Source organism: Bacillus cereus group sp. BceL291, assembly GCF_051776705.1.
In the GTDB taxonomy this organism is placed as follows: Bacteria; Bacillota; Bacilli; order Bacillales; family Bacillaceae_G; genus Bacillus_A; species Bacillus_A cereus.
This window is the reverse complement of the sequence record NZ_JBPWAP010000030.1, coordinates 1-18,013: the sequence shown is the minus strand read 5'-3', so window position 1 is coordinate 18,013 and position 18,013 is coordinate 1. Positions and strand designations below refer to the sequence as shown.

The window sequence follows — 18,013 nt, the reverse complement described above, 5'->3', positions numbered from 1 at the left end:
AGCAATGAATACAATGAATAAAACAAAGACAGTATCTCCATATTTTGCATTTATTTTATTGCATTCTCTCCAGATTGGTATAGGAATTCTCGGATATCAACGTGTAATTTTGAAAAATGCAGGTTATGATGCTTGGATTTCTCTTATTATTGCAGGTATTGCAACTCATATTGTACTGTTTTGTATGTTAAAAATGCTTGAAAAAGACGGAGATTTAATTAGTATTCATACAACAACCTTTGGAAAATGGGTTGGCTCTATATTTTCTGTAATTTTCACTCTTTATTGCTTATTATTTTGCCTTACTGTTCTTCGTACATATATGGAAGTGATACAAGTTTGGATTTTCCCTACCATTAAGTTATGGAAACTTACGCTTATGTTTTTATTAGTCACTTACTACATTATAAAAGGTGGCTTCCGTTCTGTGACAGGGATATGTTTTTGGGGTATTGTTCTTCCTATGTTCGTTGTATTCTTTTTAATCTATCCGATGAAGTATGCACATTTTCGTAATATTTTACCTATTTTTACACATTCACCTTTTGACATGCTTATATCTGCAAAACACTCTGCATTGGAATTTCTAGGGTTTGAAACAATTCTTATCTTTTATCCCTTTATTGAAAAAGGAAAATCTTTAAAAAGATGGGCCCATGCTGGAATTGCTTTTAGCACCTTAATTTATGTAGTTTTAGCTATCGTATCTTTTATGTATTACAGCGAGGGACAATTAAACCGTACTATTTGGCCTACTTTAACGATGTTAAAAATAATTAAAGTTCCTTTTATTCAGCGCTTTGAATATATTATTATTTTCGTTTGGTTTTTAATTATTTTACCAAACCTTTGCTTAACCATTTGGTCATCATGTCAAACGATGAAGCGTTCCTTTCATATTTCATTTAAATTTACATTACCGTTTTTTATTTTCATCATATTTTCAGCTTCTCTACTTTTCACAAACCGTGAAAGTATCAACACATTAAATACCGTACTATCTCAAGCGGGTTTATATATTGTATACGCTTATATCCCAATTTTATTTCTATTCCATTCGCTAAGATGGCGCTTCAAAAATTAGTCAAAAAAATCTTCAACCGATACACCGTAATCTCTGATACAATTTGATTAATACATTTGTAAAGGGGACAAGCGAATGAAAAAGTATGTATTTTCTTTACTTGCAGTACTAAGCTTAATTCTTGCTGGATGCGGAAGTACTGGTACAAATGACCAAAAATCTTCTGAATCAAAACAAGAAGAACATGACCACGCATCGCACACTCAGCAAGCTGACATTCAAGAGAAAACAAAAGGAGTCGACACACTTCCAACCTTCCTAGATAAGCTTGATCCACAAATGAAAGATATCTACACCGTCGCTGGACAAAATGCAGAGCTATTAGATTGGATTCCATGCTATTGTGGTTGCGGTGAAAGTGTAGGACATAAAAATAATAAAAACTGCTTTATTCGTGAAATTAAAAAGAATGGTGAAGTTGTTTGGGACTCCCATGCAACGACTTGCGTCAATTGCCTAGAAATTGCAGTTGAATCTGCTTCCATGAAACAAAAAGGAAAATCAACGCTTGAAATTCGTAACTATATCGATAATAAATACAAAGAAGGCTATGGCAAACCAACACCTACGCCAATGCCAAAAGCTTAAAAAACGAGGGAATTCCTCGTTTTTTCTTTTCATTCTCATTTTTTCTTAACAAATTCTTTCAAGTGTATTTCTTCTTACTTATCACACACTATATATAACTCTCGGTAAGGAGGGTACACAGTGCAAACATATAACGACTATGATAAAGCTCTCTATTACACGTATTGCTGTAATTGGGATAAATTACTCGTTCTCATGGTTCAAACGAACGATCAATTATTTTCTAAGCGTATTGAGCATTTTTTACACGCTTATCAATACAGCAAGGAACTGCCAGAAGTTGATAAACAATTGCAGCTCCTATTTCAATATATTGACCACGCATCCCAAAAGTCGCATGTAGAAGAAGTAGAACAAATTCAAATGTAAACTATAGCGCTATTCTCTTCCGGAGAATGGCGCTTTTTTTAAATTTTTATATCAATAAAAGTTTCTCCTCATAAAACTTTTATTGATAAACATATTTTTTCTTTCTTTTCCATACCACTTCATACTATAATTTAGTATGTAACTATTATAAGAGAGGTATAAAATATGGGACGAGAAAAAAAGCAAGAATATGCTTTACTTACCGCATGGGGAGCTTCTTTTATCGCTACACTGGGAAGTCTTTATTTTTCCGAAATCATGAAATTTGAGCCTTGTGTACTTTGTTGGTATCAACGTATTTTTATGTATCCATTCGTTTTATGGCTCGGTATCGCTGTAGCAAAAAAAGATTATCGCATCGCAAGTTATTCTTTACCAATTGCAAGTATTGGTGCTTGTATTTCTTTATATCACTATGCAATTCAAAAAGTCCCAGCGTTTTCAGCTGCTGGAGCAGCTTGCGGTCGTGTACCCTGCACCGGAGAATTTATAAACTGGTTTGGTTTTATTACAATCCCGTTTTTAGCACTTATCGGCTTTATTACAATCGCTGTTTGTAGCTTTATTGTCATCAAAAACAAATAAGGAGATGAAAGAATGAAAAAAATGCTTATATTTGGTGGTATTATTATCGCCTTGTTCGTAGCAATTTTCGCTGTCACACAAATGGAAGAAAAAAATGCTACTAGCCAAAAGATTGATAATCCTACTGAAAGTAAGACAAACGGTCCTGACTACTACACAAATAAAATCTCTCTTTCAGATCTTCAAAAGAACTTAAAAGAGAAAAAAGAAGAAACAGTATACTTTTATCAAACATCTTGCGTTCATTGCCAAAAATTATCTCCTGTCCTAGTGCCAATGGCTAAAGACTTAAACGTTGATATGAAAGTTATGGATATTGAAAAATTAGATGCTCCTTGGGATGAATATAAAATTCAAGGAACACCAACAATCATTCATTTTAAAGATGGCAAAGAAGTGAGCCGTATTAGCGGTGAACAGCCGAAAGATAAATTAAAAGAATGGCTTGAGCAAACGAAAAAGTAACTAGAAAAGGAAACTCCTTCTACACATGAAATGGGTGTAAAATCCCACACTAATGTATAAGGAGGGGGTTTTATGCCAGAAGTAAGATGTTCTGTTTCCAACTGTTCTTTTTGGGGACAAGGTAACTTTTGTCAAGCAAGTGCGATCATCGTTCAGCCTGATGCAGATGAAACTGGTCAAACTGAAAATGATTCATATACAGCTGCTGTTTTAACAAACGAGACGCTAGAAAGTTCTGTAGCAACGAGTGTAGAAACTTGTTGTCATACATTTAAGCCTAAATATTAAACAAAAAAAGCATGCGATTAATCGTATGCTTTTTACATTCCCCTCCAAAAATCATGCATAATAAAAAAGTACAAAATAACGAGAACGGCCGTCCCGCATAAGGTAATGCGCCGATATATACTCTTCTCTCCTTCCCTCGCTTTCACAAACGCCCAAATAAATCCGAAGAACAATATTAAATCAACATATGGAACATAAAAAGAAAAGACGAGAAACGCATATAAATACACGATAAATAAACAGGTCGTTACTAAAAAAACTTTAAACGCAAATTCACTTTTCATAATATAACCGCCCCCTATCTGTACTGTATTATATTCAGCAAAATATAATAGTTGCAGTTAAACTCCAAGTATAAATAAGCTACCGTCTATAAAACGGTAGCCATTACGGAACATTGTATTTCCGTTTATATATATTACTTAAAATCGAAGAAGGAATTTGCTCGTAACGAATTTTCTCTCCTGTTTCATCTATAATATACAAATTGTTTCCTATATAATATATTCCATCTTTTCGTTTTGAGTACACTGGATATCTTTCATTTGGCAATACCGTTTTCACTTTTGTTAACTGTCCATTTGGTTCTTGCCAATATATATCCGCGCGGTCTACTAGCGTAAGTACTCCAATTTGTTCTTCTTCTATTTTCCGACTATTCCAGCTCACAACCCGATAACCAAGCTTATTCGCTTCATATTCGGGGCTCGTATGAAAACGAGAAATGATTACTTTTGTTTGTAATTGTACTCTGTCATATAACCATTGTATATCCCTGTCATGCATGCGAATACAACCATTTGATTCCCTACTTCCAATCGTCCATTCCCGATTTGTCCCGTGAATCGCATATTCATTCTTATCTAGTCCAAGCCACCTCGTACCGAGAGGATTATTCGGTGCACCCCCAGGTATTTTTTTTCGATGGTATTCTTTATTTTTAAATTTAGTTATAATACAAAAGTTACCTTCAGGCGTAGGTGTACGATCTCTTCCAGTCGTTACTGGAAATGTTTTTGTATAATTTCCATTCTCAAAAAAAGACAACTGATTTGTCGTAAGATTCACTAATATTAAATGATCTGTATTAGCAAAAGCACTAACCGGTAGGATGAAAAATAATAGTATGACGAAACATAACTTTTTCAGCTATATCCCCCCTAGCGCTCACTATAATAAGTGGAATTAACATTACTTTGCTCTTATAAATGAAAACTATCCATTTACAATAACGCCCCCATTTACATGTATCATTTGTCCAGTAACATAAGAAGAATCACCAGACGCTAAATATACGTATGCCGGCGCTAACTCATATGGTTGACCAGGCCTTTGCATTGGGACATTGCTCCCAAACTGAGAGACTTTCTTCTCATCAAAGCTCGATGGAATAAGCGGTGTCCAAATCGGTCCTGGTGCAACACCATTTACCCGAATCCCTTTTTGCACTAACGATTGAGAAAGTGATCTTGTAAAAGCTACGATTGCTCCTTTCGTCGCGGAATAATCAATTAACGTTTCATTTCCTTCATATGCAACGATAGATGCCGTATTTATAATGACATCCCCTTTCTTCAAATGAGAAAGGGCTGCTTTCGCAACGTGAAAATAAGAAAAAATATTAATACGAAAAGTCTTTTCTAGCTGTTCTGCTGTAATATACTCTAGTCCTTGCTGCGGATATTGCTGCGCGACATTATTTACTAAAACCTGTAAACTACCTAGCTGCTGGACGGTCTCTTGAACAACATCTTTACAATGCTGTTCATCACTTAAATCACCCGGCAACAATACACACTTTACACCTTCTTTCTCAACATATTGCTTCGTCTCATTAGCATCTTCTTCCTCATCTAAATAAGCAATCGCAACATTTGCTCCTTCTTTTGCAAAAGCGATGGAAACTGCTCGTCCAATTCCGCTATCTCCCCCTGTAATTAATACATTCTTTCCTTTTAACTTTTCGCTACCTTTATAATTGGGATCTTCAAACTGTGGTAGAGGATTCATTAATGATTCAATACCAGGCTGCTTATTTTGATGTTGCGCAGGCATTGTTATAAAGTTTTTTTGCTGTGGCATAGCTGCTTTCAACTCCTTTTCCTTAGCATGTGCACAATAAAAAGCTGAAATTCACACATCGTTTTACGATTAATATTCGAATTTAAGACACAAAATATGAATTGTTATAAACTTTTTATGCAAAACTATTGCAAAATAGATAAAAAACGAATATTATATATAACTGTTGTGAAAATTATTCGTAAACAGAAAGGATGTTTATATGTTTAACCTTTCAAAACATAAAACTTCTATTAAAACTGAAATTATGGCAGGTATTATTACCTTCTTAACAATGGCATATATCATTGTCGTAAACCCTGTTATCCTTGGAGATGCAGGTGTTCCATTTGAACAAGCATTTACAGCAACAATTATTGCTGCTGTTGTCGGAACATTATTTATGGCAATCTTTACAAACTTACCAATCGCAATCGCGCCAGGTATGGGATTAAATGCTTACTTCTCTTACTCTGTTGTAAAAGCGCATGAAGGCATGACTTTCGCAATTGCATTCTCTGCTGTATTCGTAGCAGGTATGATTTTAATTTTGCTATCATTTACATCTTTCCGTACAAAATTAATGGAAGCAATTCCTGAAAACTTAAAACATGCAATTACTGCTGGTATCGGGCTATTTATCGCCTTTATCGGTTTACGTTTAACAGGTATCGTTACAAAAAATGATGCAAACTTAGTTGGACTTGGTGATCTTCACTCTGCTCCAGTTCTACTAGCATTAGCTGGACTTGGAATTACTATTATCCTTATGTCTTTAAATGTAAATGGCGCACTATTTATCGGTATGCTATTAACTGGTATTATCGCTTTCTTCACAGGACAATTAACATTCTCAAACGGTGTTACATCAATGCCTGGATTACCAGAAGGAATTATCGTTTCAAATCCAATTACTGCTGTATCTGACGTAATTAACTACGGATTATACGGCGTTGTATTTTCATTCTTCCTTGTTACATTATTTGATACAACAGGTACATTACTTGGGGTAGCTCAACAAGGTGGATTTATGAAAGACGGAAAACTCCCAAAAGCTGGACGAGCTCTTCTATCTGACTCATTCTCAGCAACTATTGGTTCTATATTCGGAACGACACCATCAACAGCTTACATTGAATCATCTGCTGGTGTTGCAGCTGGTGGTCGTACTGGTTTAACAACTGTTACAGTAGCTGTTCTATTCGCACTAGCAGCATTCTTCGGACCATTAGTAAGTGCTGTCTCTGGTGTATCAGCTATTACTGCTCCATCATTAATTATCGTTGGTAGTCTTATGATGGGTTCAGTTCGCCACATCGATTGGGACGCATTTGATGAAGCATTCCCAGCATTTTTAGTAATCTTAAGCATGCCTCTTACATCAAGTATCGCAACAGGTATCGCACTTGGATTTATTTCATATCCACTTATGAAAGTGGCCAAAGGTAAATTCCGTGCTGTTCACCCACTTGTATATGTATTTGGAATTTTGTTTGCTTATCAATTGATATTCTTACCACATTAAAAAAGTAGAGCATCGAAATCCGATGCTCTACTTTTCTTTTACAACAATCATTCAAACTATAAAGGCACCTCCAAAATATGAAGAAGGTTATAACCTTTTAATACTTCTCTTCTACCTTTAATTCTTTACTATACTTTTGAATGAAAACTGATGAAATAACCATTACTATGCCCACACTAAAACCAATAAGTTGATCTATTAACATTTCATCATGAATAAACCAGCGAAGTAAAAATACGCTACCAAAAATAAACATCATAATAAACCCAGTATGCCTAAGTCCTTTATAGACATTTTCCATATGTATCACCTCTTCACATAACATTATCCATATTATACCATACAACCATCAAGTAACCGTATCGTCCTCTGACAATATGCAGCTACCTTTTGATCATGTGTAACAACTAACACTGTTTTTCCTTCTTTATTAATCTCTTGTAAAATACTCATAATTTTCTCCCCATTTTCTTGATCAAGAGCACCAGTCGGTTCATCAGCAAGTATAATTTTTGTATCTTGTGCTAAAGCCCTTGCTATTGCTGTTCTTTGCTGTTCTCCTCCTGATAACTCGTAAGGATATTTGTTAATATGCCTCTCAAGCCCTACCATTTTCAGCATTTCTTTTGATATTTGCATACGTTTCTTATGAGAAATTCTTCTATATATAAGCGGAAGCATTACATTTTCAACAACTGTATAATCATCTAATAGCGAAAAGTTCTGAAACACAAAACCAACTTCCGTGTTTCTATACTTATGATAATTTGACTTGAATGTACTCGTATCCATTCCATCTAAAAAATACTTTCCAGTAGAGGGGCTATCAATTAAGCCAATAATGTTAAGCAAGGTTGATTTCCCAGAACCAGATGGTCCCATAATGGCTATCATTTCGCCTTTTTCTATTGTAAGATTAATATCTTGTAAAGCACTAAAATTACTCTTTCCGTATCCCTTAGCCACATTTGCGAGCTGAATCATCTATAACACCTCTTTCATATATGTATTTTTATTTTTAGTACATTGAAATAAATGATTGCATATATAACGAGGATCATTACAAATGATAAAGCACCTATAACAACCAATGATTCTATAGAGACTTTTAACGTTCCAAAGAAAGATACTATACTATTTTCTAGCCCTTTCTGAATTTCAATTACTCCGCTATTCTCCCATTGAAAATACATTATGCCTATACATATCGCTAAAACGAATAGCAACATATACTCAATAATAAATGGAAGACATATTTGAAAAGTGCTTGCACCTAACGCTGATCTAATAGAAATATTTTTACGCTCCATATAAAGTGCTGCCATTGATGTTAATACAATAGATAGAAATGAAAAAAATAAGACTGTACCGCTTAATAATAAGGGGTATGACATATTATCAATACCTTGTTTTTCGTTTTCTAACAATTTATTCGGATTTGTAACATAATACGAATAACCCTTACCTTCTGTTACCTTTAATACTTTCTTTTGAAGTTCATTTATATTTATCTTATCATTTGTTTCTATAATTAACCCATTGTATAAAAGTTCTACACTATAGAACTCTATTTCTTCTGTTCCAATTGGTAAAATCGCCATGTCATCTAATAATGTAATACGATTATCCGATATTTCACCACTTCGAGGATATGTAAATGGTGAATTTTTTTCTAAAAAACCAATTACTTTTAGCTTCATTTTTCCAGATGGTATAACATCACCAATAGATACCTTTTCTATATAATTAGCCCCTAATATAACAGGTCTAATATCAAATACTGATTTATGAAATTCCGATTCCTCAAAATATCTTCCTTGTGAAATTCGTATACGAAAGTACTTATTAATATCTTTATCAACAATAAGAGTCTTTATCGTTCCATTTTCTTTTTTTAAACTAAGTGAATAGTTACGGAACAGATAATTAGTTTTATTTGTTATTGGTATCATATTAGATAACCCTTGCATGAAATGTTGATAATCATTTTTCGCTTTTTCTTCGCTAAACAAGGTTATATCTTGCGTCGCATAAAGTTCATAGAAATTTTTATGAGTCGATAAATTATTTGCTACCGTCATCATTTTTCGATATCCCGAAAGATTACTAACAAATTCTATTGCTGAAGAAAATGCAATAATTAAAGAAATTACTATAATCAAACTTGGTAACAACCGTTTTTTCACAGACCGTATAGAATCAAATATAAAAAACATGACGACCTCCTACGTTCTTAAATGTTTTCCGGGATATATATTTATAATGTGCTTGATTGGAATTACAGTAACAAAAATTGTAAGAAAAATTATAAAAATAACATTGCATATCAATACATATAGTGTTAACGGTTTTACTAAGTATGTCTGAAAATAAGTATGAATTGTTCCCGAAAATATTTCTAACGTAATAAAAACTAAGAACATCGCTGCTAGAGAAATAAACAAAATTTGAATATATAGTTCGCAGTAGATAGATATATTAGAAGCACCTACTGCTTTTTTTAATGAAATCTCTCTTTCTTTTTTATAAATCCAAAATAAAACCGCAGAAATGCCAGAAACAATTGCAACAAGAATAAATTTATAATAATACTTATTTGCTGGATCTATATGTGTCACATGTAGTTCTTGAAGATCTCGTTCATTCAGCATTTAAACATCTCCCGAAAGCACTTCTTTACTCCTACCCATAAACTTTTTTATTTCGTTATGAATAGATGATATAGGATTAACAACTGTTAATTGTAATTGTTTACTCTCGATAATACCTTTTTTAGATATAGTAGGTAAGTTTTGAAGTGGAACGTATATGCCTGCTACACCGACGTCACTGTCTTTTCTTGATATAGTTCCTATTTTTTTATATGTATCATCAAATTCATATAACTCCTCTACATTCGTTTGATCGCCAACAACCATATCGTTTACATTTTCACGATGAAAATATTGTCCTTCAGAAATATATGGCTTCCAATAATAATCATCTTTTAAATTCACAGCTATGATCTTTGTTGCCCCTGAACTATTTAATGCTTTTAAATGCTCTACATAAATATCACTTTTAACAAAAGTATCTTGTATGAAAGGAATTATCTCTTCCAATTCAGTTGCATTCGCTATCGGAACAGTTAAAACTTGGTTCTTCTCTGGAAAACCGATTTGAAAAGCCGATATAAAGTTTCGTTTAGACTCTGTTAAAAGTGCGGCTATTGATATAGAAAGAAAAGAAATAAAAAATGACATAAGGAGAATTAAGAAAAACAGTTTATTGCTTTTTATATTTTTAAAAGCTAGGTACATGTCTGTGCTCCTTTTAAATAAGAAGGAGATGATGAACATCCCCTTCTCCTTATCTAAATATTTATAAAGACAACTGTTTAATGCTTTTTACCACTGTAATCGTAAGTTACCATTACTATCAAAAGTACCTTTGTGTGTATCTTCTTGATAGTCATTATTCTCATTTGCATAATGCTCCGAGTATAGTCCTTTTGCACCAAAGGCGTTATATGCACCATTACTCACATTTGCGTATAATGCTCTTCCAGATTCATGGGATCCTAATTTGTCTGAAGCGCTTTCAATATATGAATTATTTCCATTTGATTTAATAAAAGAAATTGCTACTGAACAACGAGATGCATTTTGATTCGTAGTAGTTTGAGCTCTGTAAGATAGTAGGTTACCGCTTTTGTGACCGCTTAGAGTTGGATAGAATGCACTTGTTGAGATTGATGTTGCTAATAATACTAAAGTCGTAATTGAAAAAACTTTTCCTTTCATTAACAATCACCTCATAAATTTAATAGTTTAGTAGCGCTACATCATCATAATATCCTTCAAATAAATTCTCCTCAACAAGAAACCCCGATGTTTTACAAACTCTTTAAACACTTAAACATTCATACATTTTTAAAAAGTAACGGATAAGCAAGCAATACAAAAAAGGCTGCAGAGAACTCCATCTCCGCAGCCTAATACTTATTTTTGCAAGAACGCCTTTAAATCTGCAAATTGTCTCTTTGCGTCTTCATAGCCTTGCTCGTATAAATTTTGTAGTTTTGCTGTATCTTTTTCCATACGATCTACTTGAAGCGGCACTTCTGGACGAATAACAAATAAATTCCCAGCTTGTTCTTCTTTTTCAATGTAGTGAAGTGTTTCATTATACACTTCATAACGATTCAGCATCGTGTTAACAAGGTTCGGATATTTTTTATAAGCTTTCGCTGCAACCCATCCAAACCTTGATTTTTTCTTCGCGTAGCCATGATTTCTCGTTAAAATAACGACTGATTTTTTAAATCCATCCTCTTGCGCTTTACGAACTGGAATCGGATCTGAAATCCCACCATCTAATAATTGCTTACCACGGTAATTTACTACTGGTGCAATGAAAGGCAATGAACTAGACGCTTGTAATAAATTTAGCGCATCATCATTCGTTCCTTCTTTTTCAAAATAAACAGATTGCCCAGTTTCACAATCCGTCGTTCCTACAAGGAAACGTTCTGGGCTATTAAAGTATGTTTCAAAATCAAACGGAACATGCTTTTCTGGGATTTCATGAAAAATGAAATCCATATCAAATAGTTGACGTTTTCTCCATAAGTTTTTATACGATAAATATTTCGGATGTGATGCATAATCAATATTGACCGTTTTATTTCTATTTCTTTGTCTGGAAAGATACGACGCTGCATGACAAGCACCAGCTGATACACCGATTACATATGGAAAATATAAATCTTGTTCCATAAAGTATTCTAATATCCCGCCCGTGTACACACCACGCATACCGCCGCCTTCTAATACTAACCCCGTATTTTCAAGCATGTTACTCTCTCCTCTATATATATTGACTCTTTAATTATTCACCATGTTAAGTATCTTTTTCTATTATATATGAGTTCTTTCAGAAATTATATTTAAAAGACTTGAGAAAAAGGAGTTTTTTCTTCCAATTATATTTCCAAATGATCGGAGACATCCTTTATAAACCTTTGGATAAAGTCTTGCTCTTCTTTCCTATATCCATCTAAAAGTAACAACCACTTTTCTTCAGCTTGCTTATGCAATTTTTCATGAGCTTTATATATTTCATTCCCACTTTCCGTTAAGCGGAAGAAGATTTCTTTTTGATTATCTAACATTTGCATCTTCTCAACGAATTGCTTTTGAAACAACTTTGTACAAATTTTAGAGATTGCTCCCTTCGTCATGCCCATTTCTGTCGTAATTGCCGTTACATTCATCAAACCATTTTTTCCGATACATTCGATTACATGTAACTCAGATAAAGACATACTACTTACACCTGTCTCATAAAGAAACTTCTCGTTTTGTCGTTTTAAATGTTCTTCTTTTTTATGCAAAAGTGTACGAATGTCCGACAGTATTTCCATTTGCTTCGTTGCATGCTTCAATCCGTTCGCCTCCTAAGTTTCCGAAGAAACAATTTAACTATATACCATTTTAAAATTATTTTTTCATCTTTACAAGTGAGAAAATCATGTTAAAATAAATTTAGTTTCCTAGGAAACTAAATTACAAGGGGGTTAACAAGATGAAAAAATCTAAACTAAATTTCATTTTATATGTTATCTGTATTAGTGCCTTATTCGGTTCCTTCGCTCAAAATATTTACACACCTATCTTACCGATGATTCAAAATTCTTTTCATACTTCTCTTTATCTTGTAAATGTAACAGTTTCACTTTTTACATTCGTTCTTGCGATTATGCAGCTCATATATGGCCCTTTAATTGATACAAAAGGGAGAAAATCTGTCCTTATTCCTAGTTTAATTATTAGTACGATTGCTTCAATCGGATGTGCTTTTTCGGCAAACATTTATTTATTTCTCTTTTTTAGAGCTATTCAAGCTATAGGAATAGCGGCTATACCTGTAGTTTCAGCAACGATTATCGGCGATTTATTTGAAGGAAAAGAACGCGGAGAAGCGATGAGCCTATACCAAATGTTACTTGCCCTCGCACCTGCAATGGCTCCTCTCATAGGTGGTTATCTTGGCAGTATAAATGGTCACTTATCTGTATTTCTCTTTTTATCTACACTTGGCATTATCTTATTAATGATAAACATTTCACTACTTCCAGAAACAAAGCCAAATGTAATTAAGCAGTCTAAAGCACAAAAGAATTACTCTCTTATCTTAAAAAATAAAACTGGATTTTCTATTACTCTTATTGGCTTCATTCAATTTTGTATTTACTTTTGCTTTCTCGTTTTTTTACCGAGTATTTTAACAAATTCATTTCATTTAGCTGCAAATGAAATTGGTCTTATGTTTGTGCCAATGTCTCTTTCTATCATGCTAGGAAGTTTTTGCTACAAGTTTTTGCAAAAACGCCTCACAACAAAGCCAACTTTATTTATTACGAGTTTCTTCAATATTATATGTGTCTTTTTATTCTCTTTCACATATAACATCAATATCCCATTCATCATTATCGTTACATCTTTGTACGGTTTTAGTATGGGACTTTCTATGCCAACTCACACTACTTTATTAACAGAAGAATTCGTACAAGAACGTGCAACAGCTATCGGTATATACAACTTCATCCGCTATCTTGGTATGGGTACAGGGCCACTTATAGGTGGATTTCTTTTATTTAACCAAAATTACTTTTGGATTTTCTTCCTAGGCGCAATTATGTTTTTACTTGTAATCTTATATGCAATGAAAATGCTAAGTTTTCATGCTGTACAAAAATTAAAATAGAGCCCCCAAAATGTCGGCTCTATTTTACCCTCTTTGATCCGCAACAATATGAATATCAATATACTTTGTTTGTCTCATAATTTCATTTACAATAGAGCCTTTTCGTATTTCTTCCCACCTTGTTCTTGCAGATTGTCCAAGTAAAATTTGCGTCACTTGTAATCTTCTTGCGACTTCAATAATAACATCCGCTGGTTTTCTCCCTTTCGCCTCTTCTAATACAAAACTCGCATCAAATTGATTGATTAACGATTTCCACTCTTCAATCGTCTGCTTTTTTCCAGCTGAAATAGAATCTATATTTTCCCTCTCAACGTTTAATACGTACAATTCAGCATTTAATCGATCAGCCATGCGCCATCCCCGTCTTATTAATTTCTCCGCTGTTGAACTGTATTGTACACAAACGAGAATTTTTTCTTTTACGCCAATTGGTTCTATTACTGTTTGGCTAATTTTCTCGTCCATATCATCGGCAACTTCTCGAAGTGATAATTCCCTAAGTGCTCCTAAATTATTAAGTGTAAAGAAGTTTTGTAAGCTTTGCTGAATTTTTTCTTCTTTATATATCTTTCCGTCTATTAGTCTCTTCCTTAATACCTCAGGCGTTGCATCAACGAGCTGAATTTCATTTGCTTTTTGTAAAATAAAATCTGGAATTCGTTCTCTTACTTTTACATTCGTAATTTGAGCTACAATATCATGAACACTTTCTAAATGTTGAATATTAAAAGCTGATAATACCGATATACCAGCCTCTAACAATTCCTGCACATCCATATAACGTTTCTTATGTTTAGAACCAGGAACATTACTATGAGCAAGTTCATCCACTACGACTACTTGCGGCGCGCGTTTTTTTATTCCTTCCACATCAAGCTCATAAAATACCTTTCCTTTATACTGTATTTCTTTCAAAGGAACTTTTTCTAAATTAGCAATTGCTTCTTCCGTCTCTTTTCTTCCATGCGTTTCAATTAAACCAATTACAATATCAATTCCATCTTTTTTCATTTCCCTTGCATCAAAGAGCATTTTATAACTTTTTCCTACGCCTGGAGCTGCTCCTACATATAGCTTTAACTTTCCCCGATTTTGCTGACGAATATATTCTAAATATTCCTCTGGCGTTCGCCTTTGAAACTTCGGTTCATAATCATCTGCATACAAAATAAACACTACCTTTCATTCGAAACAACGCTACCTCAATCCTTTAGATTGAGGTAGCACTGTTGCTATTTTATTAATTTCTGTAATGCCAAATTTAGCTTTAAGACGTTCACTCGATCTTCTCCAAATAAACCAAGCGCAGCGCCTTCCGTTTGATCCTTAATCAATTGATTAAGCTTTTCTTTCGGAATATTCGTTAATTTCGAGATGCGATCTACCTGTACGGAAGCCGCCTTCGGACTAATGTCAGGGTCAAGTCCTGAACCTGAATTCGTCACTAAATCTATCGGTACTTCTGTAACTGGCACACTTGGATTTTGTACCTTCCAATCTGCAATACTTTTCTCTACTCGTTTCGCTAAATCTGGATCAGACGGTGCATAGTTATTAGACCCTGATGCTTCTGCTTTATATTCTATACTAGAGACACGCCCTTGAAAATAACGTGGATCCGTGAAGTTTTGACCAATTAATTTAGAACCAATCACTTCATTTTTATCATTATATATTAGACTTCCATCCGCATTATCCTTCATCACTGCTTGTGCAATACCAGTAACAATAAGTGGATATACAAGTCCACACAATACTAGAAATGTAAAAGTAATACGGATAATTGGTGATAGTATACTTTGTTTCTTCTCCATCTTTTTCCCCTCTTCCTTATATAAACAAGCCGACAATCATATCAATTACCTTAATTCCAATGAACGGAACGATAACTCCGCCAAGCCCATAAATAAGTAAGTTTCGGCTAAGCAATGCATTAGAACTCATCGGTTTATATGCAATACCTTTCATCGCTAACGGAATGAGTAATGGAATAATAACAGCGTTAAATATTAATGCTGATAAAATCGCTGACAGTGGTGATGTTAATTTCATAATGTTCAATGCCTCCATTTGCGGAATCGCAAGTGTAAACATTGCTGGAATGATTGCAAAATATTTCGCTATATCATTCGCAATACTAAACGTCGTTAAAGCACCTCGCGTCATTAACAATTGCTTACCGATTCCTACAACCTCAATAATTTTCGTTGGATTCGAGTCTAGATCAATCATGTTAGCCGCTTCTTTCGCTGCTGTCGTACCACTATTCATTGCTAATCCAACGTCCGCCTGTGCTAATGCTGGAGCATCATTTGTACCATCACCTGTCATCGCTACAAGTTTCCCTTTATCTTGCTCTGCTTTAATAACAGCAATTTTATCTTCCGGTTTACACTCGGCAACAAATTCATCTACTCCAGCTTCTTTTGCAATCGTTGCTGCTGTTAACGGATTATCCCCTGTACACATAACCGTTTTAATCCCCATTTGGCGTAACTGTTCAAAACGCTCACGCATACCCGGTTTTACTGTATCCTTTAAATAAATTAAACCGTAAATACGATTATCTACTGCAACTACAAGTGGTGTTCCGCCCTCTTTTGAAATTAAGTCTGCTTTTTGATTTACATCTTTCGGAATTGTTCCGCCTTGTGACCCAACCCACTCAATAACGGCACCTACAGCACCTTTTCTCACTTTCGTTCCGTCTTGTAAATCAACACCACTCATTCTCGTTTCTGCTTTAAACGGAACAAACTCACCTTGTTCTGCAAGTTCTCTATTATATGATATAGATTTTCCCTGCACATACTCGATAACAGATCGACCTTCTGGTGTTTCATCTAAAACAGAACTAATAGCGGCCCACTTTCCAACTTGCTCAATCGTTTCATTTCCTACAGGCAATAATGTGTGAGCCATCCGGTTCCCAAAAGTAATTGTGCCTGTTTTATCTAAAATAATTGTATTAATATCGCCAGCAGCTTCTACTGCTTTCCCCGACATCGCTAACACGTTAAACTTTGTCACACGGTCCATCCCAGCAATACCAATTGCCGATAATAGCCCACCAATTGTCGTTGGAATTAAACAAACTAATAATGCAACTAGCACAGCAGTATCAATTTGAAACCCTAAATAATTTGTAAAAATCGGCAACGTCACAACGACGATCAAGAAAATAAGAGTTAAGCTCGTTAATACTGTATTTAAAGCAATCTCATTCGGCGTTTTTTGACGAGCAGCTCCTTCTACTAAAGAAATCATTTTGTCGATAAATGATTCACCAGGATTACTCGTAATGACAATTGTAATTTCATCACTTACGACCATCGTTCCACCTGTTACGGAACAAAAATCACCGCCTGCTTCTTTTATAACAGGAGCTGATTCCCCTGTAATTGCAGATTCATCTACAGATGCTAATCCTTTGATTACTTCGCCATCATTCGGAATCATTTCTCCTTGTTTTACGATAACAACGTCACCTTTTGTAAGATCAGTTGCTGAAACTTGGACAATGTCTCCATTTTCTTTTACAACATTTGCAAACACATCTTTCTTCGACTGCTTTAAAGAATCGGCTTGCGCTTTACCACGACCTTCTGCTAATGCTTCTGCAAAATTCGCAAATAAAACTGTAAATAATAGAATGAGAGAAACTGTTATATTAAACCATCCTGGTATACTACTAGAACTTCTTGGAAGAAAAGATAAAATGAACGTAATGATAAATCCAATTTCCACAACGAACATAATTGGATTCTTTATCATGACTTTCGGGTTCAATTTCGCAACCGATTGCTTCATCGCGTGTGTTACGATATCACGATCCATCGTTTTCGCTTGTCTAACTTCATCTTCTACAGCATGTATTTGTGACTCATTTAATTTTTTTTCTTTTACTACTACCGGTCTCATCATTTACCCTCCATTACTTCAATGTAAGAAATTCCGCAATTGGACCGAGTACTAACATCGGGAAGAATGTTAATGCACCGACAATTACAATTGTTCCGATGAAGATACCACCAAATAAACTATTATCTGTACGGAACGTTCCGACTGTTTCTGGTACTACCGTTTTCTCTTTCAATGAAGCTGCCACAGCTAACATCGTAATTAAGCTAAAATAGCGTCCTAAAAACATAACTAAACCAGTCGTAATATTCCAAAACGGTGTATTATCCCCATGCCTATCCACTTAAGAATGGAAACACAATGAACTTTCGTTCATATAACCAAAAAACTCTCGAAATATTTGGTATCTTTAAAAATGGGCATACCAAATAAACCTA

19 protein-coding genes and 3 pseudogenes are annotated in these 18,013 nt (G+C 34.4%); 8 read left to right on the top strand and 14 right to left on the bottom strand.

Translation table 11 applies throughout. The annotated features are described in order from the left end of the window. The first annotated feature begins 4 nt into the window (after positions 1-4). The 6 genes from ACS2CR_RS18950 to ACS2CR_RS18925 all read left to right on the top strand — a co-directional run bounded on the left by ACS2CR_RS18950 (position 5) and on the right by ACS2CR_RS18925 (position 3,379). On the top strand, positions 5-1,084 hold the full coding sequence (locus tag ACS2CR_RS18950) for a GerAB/ArcD/ProY family transporter (RefSeq protein ID WP_053512574.1): 1,080 nt from the start codon (positions 5-7) through the stop codon (positions 1,082-1,084). Between the two features lie 75 nt (positions 1,085-1,159). Continuing rightward, a complete protein-coding gene (locus ACS2CR_RS18945) occupies positions 1,160-1,672 on the top strand; it encodes a PCYCGC domain-containing protein (RefSeq protein ID WP_000761029.1) in 513 nt (170 codons plus the stop codon). 120 nt (positions 1,673-1,792) lie between these two features. Beyond that, complete coding sequence (locus tag ACS2CR_RS18940) at positions 1,793-2,041, top strand: YhdB family protein (protein WP_001195459.1); 249 nt, start codon at positions 1,793-1,795, stop codon at positions 2,039-2,041. A 165-nt stretch (positions 2,042-2,206) separates the two neighbouring features. Then, complete coding sequence (locus ACS2CR_RS18935; RefSeq protein WP_000532264.1) at positions 2,207-2,626, top strand: disulfide formation protein C; 420 nt, start codon at positions 2,207-2,209, stop codon at positions 2,624-2,626. A gap of 12 nt (positions 2,627-2,638) precedes the next feature. Beyond that, the gene (locus ACS2CR_RS18930) at positions 2,639-3,091 is read left to right on the top strand and encodes a thioredoxin family protein (protein WP_000738450.1); all 453 of its coding nucleotides are present in this window, start codon (positions 2,639-2,641) and stop codon (positions 3,089-3,091) included. 72 nt (positions 3,092-3,163) lie between these two features. After that, positions 3,164-3,379, top strand: a complete 216-nt coding sequence (locus ACS2CR_RS18925; RefSeq protein WP_001115481.1) for a DUF1540 domain-containing protein — start codon at positions 3,164-3,166, stop codon at positions 3,377-3,379. A 32-nt stretch (positions 3,380-3,411) separates the two neighbouring features. Here the strand turns inward: ACS2CR_RS18925 and ACS2CR_RS18920 are convergent, their stop codons facing one another. From ACS2CR_RS18920 to ACS2CR_RS18910, 3 genes are all read right to left on the bottom strand, one after another. Further along, positions 3,412-3,663 (bottom strand): hypothetical protein, encoded by a 252-nt coding sequence (locus ACS2CR_RS18920; protein WP_000834195.1) that lies wholly within the window; start codon positions 3,661-3,663, stop codon positions 3,412-3,414. Between the two features lie 103 nt (positions 3,664-3,766). Then, a complete protein-coding gene (locus tag ACS2CR_RS18915) occupies positions 3,767-4,528 on the bottom strand; it encodes a L,D-transpeptidase (protein WP_025118307.1) in 762 nt (253 codons plus the stop codon). A gap of 66 nt (positions 4,529-4,594) precedes the next feature. Further along, a complete protein-coding gene (locus ACS2CR_RS18910; RefSeq protein WP_001136259.1) occupies positions 4,595-5,461 on the bottom strand; it encodes an SDR family oxidoreductase in 867 nt (288 codons plus the stop codon). 202 nt (positions 5,462-5,663) lie between these two features. Between ACS2CR_RS18910 and ACS2CR_RS18905 the strand changes: the two genes are divergently transcribed. Further along, on the top strand, positions 5,664-6,965 hold the full coding sequence (locus tag ACS2CR_RS18905; RefSeq protein WP_053512575.1) for an NCS2 family permease: 1,302 nt from the start codon (positions 5,664-5,666) through the stop codon (positions 6,963-6,965). Between the two features lie 97 nt (positions 6,966-7,062). Here ACS2CR_RS18905 and ACS2CR_RS18900 read toward each other — a convergent pair whose 3' ends face one another. The 7 genes and pseudogenes from ACS2CR_RS18900 to ACS2CR_RS18870 all read right to left on the bottom strand — a co-directional run bounded on the left by ACS2CR_RS18900 (position 7,063) and on the right by ACS2CR_RS18870 (position 12,390). Then, a complete protein-coding gene (locus ACS2CR_RS18900) occupies positions 7,063-7,266 on the bottom strand; it encodes a hypothetical protein (protein ID WP_000432806.1) in 204 nt (67 codons plus the stop codon). A 32-nt stretch (positions 7,267-7,298) separates the two neighbouring features. Continuing rightward, positions 7,299-7,949 carry an ABC transporter ATP-binding protein gene (locus ACS2CR_RS18895; protein ID WP_000615295.1) on the bottom strand — a complete coding sequence of 217 codons (651 nt, stop codon included), beginning with the start codon at positions 7,947-7,949 and terminating at the stop codon, positions 7,299-7,301. Next, positions 7,950-9,181, bottom strand: a pseudogene (locus ACS2CR_RS18890) (ABC transporter permease). Between the two features lie 9 nt (positions 9,182-9,190). Next, a pseudogene (locus ACS2CR_RS18885) lies at positions 9,191-10,264 on the bottom strand (ABC transporter permease). Between the two features lie 87 nt (positions 10,265-10,351). After that, positions 10,352-10,747: a hypothetical protein gene (locus ACS2CR_RS18880; RefSeq protein ID WP_053512576.1), complete on the bottom strand. Its 396-nt coding sequence runs from the start codon at positions 10,745-10,747 to the stop codon at positions 10,352-10,354. Positions 10,748-10,945: 198 nt separating this feature from the next. Next, positions 10,946-11,800: a patatin-like phospholipase family protein gene (locus ACS2CR_RS18875; RefSeq protein WP_000892680.1), complete on the bottom strand. Its 855-nt coding sequence runs from the start codon at positions 11,798-11,800 to the stop codon at positions 10,946-10,948. A gap of 128 nt (positions 11,801-11,928) precedes the next feature. Continuing rightward, on the bottom strand, positions 11,929-12,390 hold the full coding sequence (locus ACS2CR_RS18870; protein ID WP_053512577.1) for a MarR family transcriptional regulator: 462 nt from the start codon (positions 12,388-12,390) through the stop codon (positions 11,929-11,931). Between the two features lie 140 nt (positions 12,391-12,530). Here ACS2CR_RS18870 and ACS2CR_RS18865 point away from each other — a divergent pair, with 140 nt between their 5' ends. After that, positions 12,531-13,712, top strand: coding sequence for an MFS transporter (locus ACS2CR_RS18865; protein ID WP_053512578.1), 1,182 nt, complete (start codon positions 12,531-12,533; stop codon positions 13,710-13,712). Positions 13,713-13,736: 24 nt separating this feature from the next. On the opposite strand, the gene kdpDN is transcribed toward ACS2CR_RS18865, so the two are convergent. The 4 genes and pseudogenes from kdpDN to ACS2CR_RS18845 form a co-directional block, all read right to left on the bottom strand. Beyond that, entirely contained in the window at positions 13,737-14,891 is a 1,155-nt protein-coding gene (kdpDN, locus tag ACS2CR_RS18860) for a KdpD-like non-kinase potassium sensor (protein ID WP_309567982.1), read from the bottom strand. 56 nt (positions 14,892-14,947) lie between these two features. Beyond that, positions 14,948-15,529: a K(+)-transporting ATPase subunit C gene (kdpC, locus tag ACS2CR_RS18855; RefSeq protein ID WP_053512579.1), complete on the bottom strand. Its 582-nt coding sequence runs from the start codon at positions 15,527-15,529 to the stop codon at positions 14,948-14,950. 16 nt (positions 15,530-15,545) lie between these two features. Further along, complete coding sequence (gene kdpB, locus ACS2CR_RS18850) at positions 15,546-17,636, bottom strand: potassium-transporting ATPase subunit KdpB (RefSeq protein ID WP_016109268.1); 2,091 nt, start codon at positions 17,634-17,636, stop codon at positions 15,546-15,548. A 13-nt stretch (positions 17,637-17,649) separates the two neighbouring features. After that, positions 17,650-17,907 (bottom strand): annotated as a pseudogene (locus ACS2CR_RS18845) (potassium-transporting ATPase subunit KdpA); the annotation flags it as partial. Positions 17,908-18,013 lie beyond the last annotated feature (106 nt).

What these genes read in the sequence shown, in the direction of transcription:
- ACS2CR_RS18950 (WP_053512574.1), top strand. Translation starts at nt 5, where the DNA reads ATGAATACAATGAATAAAACAAAGACAGTATCTCCATATTTTGCATTT.
- ACS2CR_RS18945 (WP_000761029.1), top strand. Translation starts at nt 1,160, where the DNA reads ATGAAAAAGTATGTATTTTCTTTACTTGCAGTACTAAGCTTAATTCTT.
- ACS2CR_RS18935 (WP_000532264.1), top strand. Translation starts at nt 2,207, where the DNA reads ATGGGACGAGAAAAAAAGCAAGAATATGCTTTACTTACCGCATGGGGA.
- ACS2CR_RS18930 (WP_000738450.1), top strand. Translation starts at nt 2,639, where the DNA reads ATGAAAAAAATGCTTATATTTGGTGGTATTATTATCGCCTTGTTCGTA.
- ACS2CR_RS18925 (WP_001115481.1), top strand. Translation starts at nt 3,164, where the DNA reads ATGCCAGAAGTAAGATGTTCTGTTTCCAACTGTTCTTTTTGGGGACAA.
- ACS2CR_RS18920 (WP_000834195.1), bottom strand. Translation starts at nt 3,663, where the DNA reads ATGAAAAGTGAATTTGCGTTTAAAGTTTTTTTAGTAACGACCTGTTTA.
- ACS2CR_RS18910 (WP_001136259.1), bottom strand. Translation starts at nt 5,461, where the DNA reads ATGCCACAGCAAAAAAACTTTATAACAATGCCTGCGCAACATCAAAAT.
- ACS2CR_RS18905 (WP_053512575.1), top strand. Translation starts at nt 5,664, where the DNA reads ATGTTTAACCTTTCAAAACATAAAACTTCTATTAAAACTGAAATTATG.
- ACS2CR_RS18900 (WP_000432806.1), bottom strand. Translation starts at nt 7,266, where the DNA reads ATGGAAAATGTCTATAAAGGACTTAGGCATACTGGGTTTATTATGATG.
- ACS2CR_RS18895 (WP_000615295.1), bottom strand. Translation starts at nt 7,949, where the DNA reads ATGATTCAGCTCGCAAATGTGGCTAAGGGATACGGAAAGAGTAATTTT.
- ACS2CR_RS18880 (WP_053512576.1), bottom strand. Translation starts at nt 10,747, where the DNA reads ATGAAAGGAAAAGTTTTTTCAATTACGACTTTAGTATTATTAGCAACA.
- ACS2CR_RS18875 (WP_000892680.1), bottom strand. Translation starts at nt 11,800, where the DNA reads ATGCTTGAAAATACGGGGTTAGTATTAGAAGGCGGCGGTATGCGTGGT.
- ACS2CR_RS18865 (WP_053512578.1), top strand. Translation starts at nt 12,531, where the DNA reads ATGAAAAAATCTAAACTAAATTTCATTTTATATGTTATCTGTATTAGT.
- kdpC (WP_053512579.1), bottom strand. Translation starts at nt 15,529, where the DNA reads ATGGAGAAGAAACAAAGTATACTATCACCAATTATCCGTATTACTTTT.
- kdpB (WP_016109268.1), bottom strand. Translation starts at nt 17,636, where the DNA reads ATGAGACCGGTAGTAGTAAAAGAAAAAAAATTAAATGAGTCACAAATA.